The sequence below is a fragment of the Microcystis sp. M49636_WE2 genome (assembly GCF_030065375.1).
Lineage (GTDB): Bacteria > Cyanobacteriota > Cyanobacteriia > Cyanobacteriales > Microcystaceae > Microcystis > Microcystis aeruginosa_C.
In genome coordinates this window covers 1-4,339 of record NZ_JASJFG010000407.1, presented here as the reverse complement: position 1 = coordinate 4,339, position 4,339 = coordinate 1, and the positions used below count along the sequence as shown (strand labels likewise).

Below are 4,339 nucleotides of genomic sequence, written 5' to 3'. Positions count from 1 at the left end.
TACTGCTTTACCCGCAGAAAATGATGGTTATTTTTACGTCGATTGGCGACAATTGCAACCGGTAATCGAGGCAAAATTCCCGATCGTGCGGGTGTTAGAATTATCGATTAAGCCTTTATTTAATAATCTGCGTTCTCTTACCATTAGCAGCCAAGGTAGCGAAAATTCTGTGCGTCGGGGAACGATTTTCTTTAATCTGGGAGTGAAGTCTTAATCAGTTATCAGTTATCAGATAGAAGCTTGTAGGTTTGGTTGAGCGATTTAATAATTAGGAGAAAACTGCTTGATTCAATGGTTTGAGGTAAACCCAACATTCTTGACGACATTGGTGTGGTTGGGTTTCCCTCAAGCGTCGCTAATAACCGTTCTGGATCCGTTATCAAGTAGCCAGTGGTATTGATTCTGTGGAAGGACTCTCTTGGGGTAGTATAAATGTAGAGGGAGAAACATTACCTCTCCAGACGCGAATCGCTGAGCGCCATCAATTCCAGGATTAGATTCCAAGGTAGCAAGCCCTAGCTTGAAAAATTCGCTAAGATATATATAATTAACTTGATCAGATTATTTATAAAGTCTGTTTAACAGCTAAAGCTAATAAAGTTTATTTTGAAGCCGATGACCAAAGAGCTACTCATACAAATCAATCGAGAAGGAAACCTCGAACTTCCTCCTGAAGTTCAAACCCGCCTCAACCCAGGAGATAAATACATGATTTCCCTGACGGAAGACTCCATCATTCTCAAAAAAGTTCATCAAGATAAAGTCAATCTAGAGCAATTCTTTGAGCGACTAGAAGCAATGGAACCAGACCCCAATCAACCGACTCTAGCTGAGATTAGCCAGATGATTAAAGAAGCTCGCCAAATTAGACGCGCCAACTCATGAAAGTTGTTCTAGATGTCAATGTTTGGATTTCAGGATTGTTGTGGGGAGGAGTTCCGGGTAAAATCCTTAAATTAGCTAAAAATCAAAAAATTACAATCATTACTCCCCAAGAATTTCTTAGTCGCTACTTTAATGAGTAGAGAAGAGGAGTAAGGTAATTAATTGACGATTTACACCAAGAGAAAAGATAAGTTTGACCTACAATAATTGCTATGATTACTGTAGGATTTAAAAAAAAGTGATCGCTCTTACTACTTTCTAATTACTTTAGATAGTAGTAGCCTAGTGCTTTTTAGACAAAAAAAGCCTATTCTGTATATTCCCAAAAAAGCAGCCTATGAATTAAGTAGGGGTTGCTGAATCAATCTAAAAACCTTGTTGGATAATATTTTTAGGCTTTTTTAGCCCAAAAACCTTTTTTAGCAGGATTTACACCGATATTCAGCCAACCCTAAGTAGAATTTAAAATCATCCCCACCGAGGAACTAGCCATGAAATCCTTTGCCCTTCTTACCACCGTTAGCCTAATCAGCCTTTCCACCCTCGCGACTGTTCGCCCCGTCATGGCGCTAGAGAGCCGACAACCAGCCGAAACCCGGATCGCTCAAGGGAACAATCAAGACGCGATCGGCCACTATAACCGGGGAGTTGGCTACATCCAACAGGAAAAATACGATCTCGCTCTCGCTGAATTCACCAAAGCGATCAACATTGATCCCCGATTCGCTGAGGCTTACCTCAATCGGGGGCTTCTTTACGCCGTACAGGGGAAACCAGACCTCGCCCTGTCCGATTACAATCAGGCGCTCAACATTAATCCCCGAGACGCAATCGCTTACCGCAATCGCGGGAATCTTTACAAAGAACAGGGGAAACCAGACCTCGCTCTGTCCGATTTCAATCAGGCGCTCAACATTAATCCCCGAGACGCAATCGCTTACCTCAATCGCGGGGGTCTTTACCGACAACAGGGGAAACCAGACCTCGCTCTGTCCGATTACAATCAGGCGCTCAACATTAATCCCCGATTCGCTGAGGCTTACCTCAATCGCGGGAATCTTTACAAAGAACAGGGGAAACCAGACCTCGCTCTGTCCGATTACAATCAGGCGATCAACATTAATCCCCGATACGCAATGGCTTACGGCTTTCGGGGGCTTCTTTATTACTCTCGACAAGAAAGGGAAAAAGCGATCAGAGATTTGCGACAAGCCGCCGAACTGTACCGCCAGCAAGGAAACGCGGCGTTATATGAAAAGGTTATGGAATTCCTACGGCTATTAGGCGCGGTCTAGTCCTTTTTCTTGGGTTGAGTCCGTCGGTTGGGTTGAGCGAATCAATGGGTTAAAGAAAACCTCTCAATTTTAGGGGAAAGCGAAACCCAACAGCCAACACCTAAATCCGTCTGAATGAGCGATCGCAAATTTTGTCGGCTGCATTAACGAAGTGTCAGGCGGCAATCTCGCTGCCAACCCTGATAATAAAGCTGATCGTGGCTTGAGAGCAATTCCGTTATAATAGGGGTCAACTTAATATCGTTAGCAACGCAGAATGAGGATTTCACCATGAGGATTCCATATACATATTGGAAAGAATCAGATGGGATGTTCTTGGGCTATTTGAATGAATTTCCCGATCATTGGACCCAAGGTGTTGACTTAGAAGAATTAATCGAAAACCTGATCGATCTCTACAGAACATTTACTACGGAAGAAATCCCCGGAATCAAGAGAGTTGCAGAGTTTGAATTCGCATAAAAAGACATGATTTAATTGCACAATTGGAGCAAGCTGGCTGCTACTTGATTAGACGTGGAGGGAAACATGATATTTACCATAATCCAGATACTGGAAAAACAGAACCAATTCCCAGACATCGAGAAATTAATGAGCGATTGGCTAAAAAGATTATCAAAAGTCTTACTGGTGACAGATAAATTCACAGTGCAAATCAAACAAGGCTACAAGGAAGCAAAGGAGCTATGGAAAAATGATTACTGTAGGATTTTAAAAAAGGCGATCGCTATTCCCATCCTCTTATTTTTTTGTTGGGTTTCCTTCTTGATCTTGAGAATCGCAATATCAACTGATTTTGGTAGATATAGCGTTTCCTAAGCTAGTGAGGTACACCTATTTTCTTCCCTTTTGCCTCTTGCCTTTTGCCTAAAACCCATAACTTTTGTACCTCAGCAGACTGAAAAACGCTATAATTGAGATGGGATTTAATCCTTATTCTTCACTTAAATTAAAATCAATTCGTTGATAAATATCCAGCAATGAGATTTGAAAATCCACAGAATAAAACCTTAAAACATCATTCTCTGATTCAGATGCTTTAAATAACCATTCTCCATTATTTTGTTGATAAAATTGTTCCACATAATAACGGTATTGATCGATCAAAATATATTCCTTAAAGTCAGGAATTGAACGATAAAACTTAAACTTATCAGTGCGATCATAATCTCTAGTTGATTTTGATAAAACCTCGACAATGATTAACGCATTAGTTACAGTATTTGTGCCTTTTCCTTCATATAATGGTTTGCCTTTAATCACCATGACATCAGGATAAGTATAAAAGCGGTATATTGGCATCCATAACCGGACATCACTCATGAAAGTCCAATAATCTTCATTATTAATCTTAGCTGGAAAATTTTTACAGAAATTCAAAGCAATCAGATTATGATTAGTAGTTGCTCCTACCATGGGAATAATTTCTCCATCTAGATATTCATTTTTGTATGCTGCTGTTTCTTCTAGCTGACAATATTCTTCAGGTGTATAATACCGTTTTTCGACTTGAACTTGCATACTAACCTCCCTTATCTTGGTTAAATTCCCATTCAATAGCAACTTTAATATTAGCTGGTGCTGAACCTTTGGTCACTAAAGAGATACCCGTTTCACCCCCAACTTGTCAGCCAAATTCTCAAGTAACCTGACTGGGTGGACTTACTTGGGAAACTCCCTGTTTGATCGAAGTTAATAATAATTGTAAGCTAAGACGTATTTAAATCGCTTATTTTTAGATTAGCCGAATCTCCCCCAATCCCTTTATGCTACATATCAGGACAGGCACTCATGCACTCTTGCAATAGGCAAAAGGGAGAATAAATAATCATTCTTTAATAACCGGATTTAGTATGACTCCTAACCCCACCAACAAACTTTTTCAGCAAACCCTAATTATCAGTGACTCTTAAATTAATACAAACGTTTGCACAATCGTCTCCTCACTCCTGACTCCCCAGACTCTCGACTCCTCAAAACGAAAAATTTGTACCTCACCATTAAGATAACTGCTATAATACTGCATAAAATCTCGAAGTGGAACGATAGAGAGTTTAGTTGACCTCCACGGGGAGTAGCTAGATGAAAAAACGAGAGACTTTGCTGGAGAAGTTTTGTTGCTTTTTAGTTTTGCAGCAAAATAGGACACAATGGAATTG

Annotated in this window: 7 protein-coding genes and 1 pseudogene; 6 read left to right on the top strand and 2 right to left on the bottom strand. The window is 40.3% G+C overall.

The window, feature by feature from the left end; all coding sequences use genetic code 11:
• The 6 genes from PX484_RS09785 to PX484_RS09760 all read left to right on the top strand — a co-directional run.
• Positions 1–214: DUF3352 domain-containing protein (locus PX484_RS09785; RefSeq protein ID WP_288103659.1), on the top strand; the 214-nt coding region annotated here is incomplete at its 5' end.
• A 401-nt stretch (positions 215–615) separates the two neighbouring features.
• Positions 616–885, top strand: a complete 270-nt coding sequence (locus PX484_RS09780; protein WP_002796343.1) for a hypothetical protein — start codon at positions 616–618, stop codon at positions 883–885.
• Positions 882–1,025, top strand: a complete 144-nt coding sequence (locus PX484_RS09775) for a putative toxin-antitoxin system toxin component, PIN family (RefSeq protein ID WP_002800867.1) — start codon at positions 882–884, stop codon at positions 1,023–1,025. Before PX484_RS09780 ends, PX484_RS09775 begins: the two co-directional genes overlap by 4 nt.
• A gap of 351 nt (positions 1,026–1,376) precedes the next feature.
• Positions 1,377–2,180 (top strand): tetratricopeptide repeat protein, encoded by an 804-nt coding sequence (locus PX484_RS09770; RefSeq protein WP_287767247.1) that lies wholly within the window; start codon positions 1,377–1,379, stop codon positions 2,178–2,180.
• Positions 2,181–2,450: 270 nt separating this feature from the next.
• Entirely contained in the window at positions 2,451–2,642 is a 192-nt protein-coding gene (locus PX484_RS09765) for a type II toxin-antitoxin system HicB family antitoxin (RefSeq protein WP_002800870.1), read from the top strand.
• On the top strand, positions 2,639–2,821 hold the full coding sequence (locus PX484_RS09760; protein ID WP_012267861.1) for a type II toxin-antitoxin system HicA family toxin: 183 nt from the start codon (positions 2,639–2,641) through the stop codon (positions 2,819–2,821). The genes PX484_RS09765 and PX484_RS09760 overlap by 4 nt, the downstream gene beginning before the upstream one ends.
• A 292-nt stretch (positions 2,822–3,113) precedes the next feature.
• Here the strand turns inward: PX484_RS09760 and PX484_RS09755 are convergent, their stop codons facing one another.
• Positions 3,114–3,701, bottom strand: a complete 588-nt coding sequence (locus PX484_RS09755) for a Uma2 family endonuclease (RefSeq protein WP_287667095.1) — start codon at positions 3,699–3,701, stop codon at positions 3,114–3,116.
• A 1-nt stretch (position 3,702) separates the two neighbouring features.
• Positions 3,703–3,795: pseudogene (locus tag PX484_RS09750) on the bottom strand (CU044_2847 family protein); the annotation flags it as partial.
• Between the last annotated feature and the right edge of the window lie 544 nt (positions 3,796–4,339).

What these genes read in the sequence shown, in the direction of transcription:
- PX484_RS09755 (WP_287667095.1), bottom strand. Translation starts at nt 3,701, where the DNA reads ATGCAAGTTCAAGTCGAAAAACGGTATTATACACCTGAAGAATATTGT.
- PX484_RS09780 (WP_002796343.1), top strand. Translation starts at nt 616, where the DNA reads ATGACCAAAGAGCTACTCATACAAATCAATCGAGAAGGAAACCTCGAA.
- PX484_RS09765 (WP_002800870.1), top strand. Translation starts at nt 2,451, where the DNA reads ATGAGGATTCCATATACATATTGGAAAGAATCAGATGGGATGTTCTTG.
- PX484_RS09770 (WP_287767247.1), top strand. Translation starts at nt 1,377, where the DNA reads ATGAAATCCTTTGCCCTTCTTACCACCGTTAGCCTAATCAGCCTTTCC.
- PX484_RS09775 (WP_002800867.1), top strand. Translation starts at nt 882, where the DNA reads ATGAAAGTTGTTCTAGATGTCAATGTTTGGATTTCAGGATTGTTGTGG.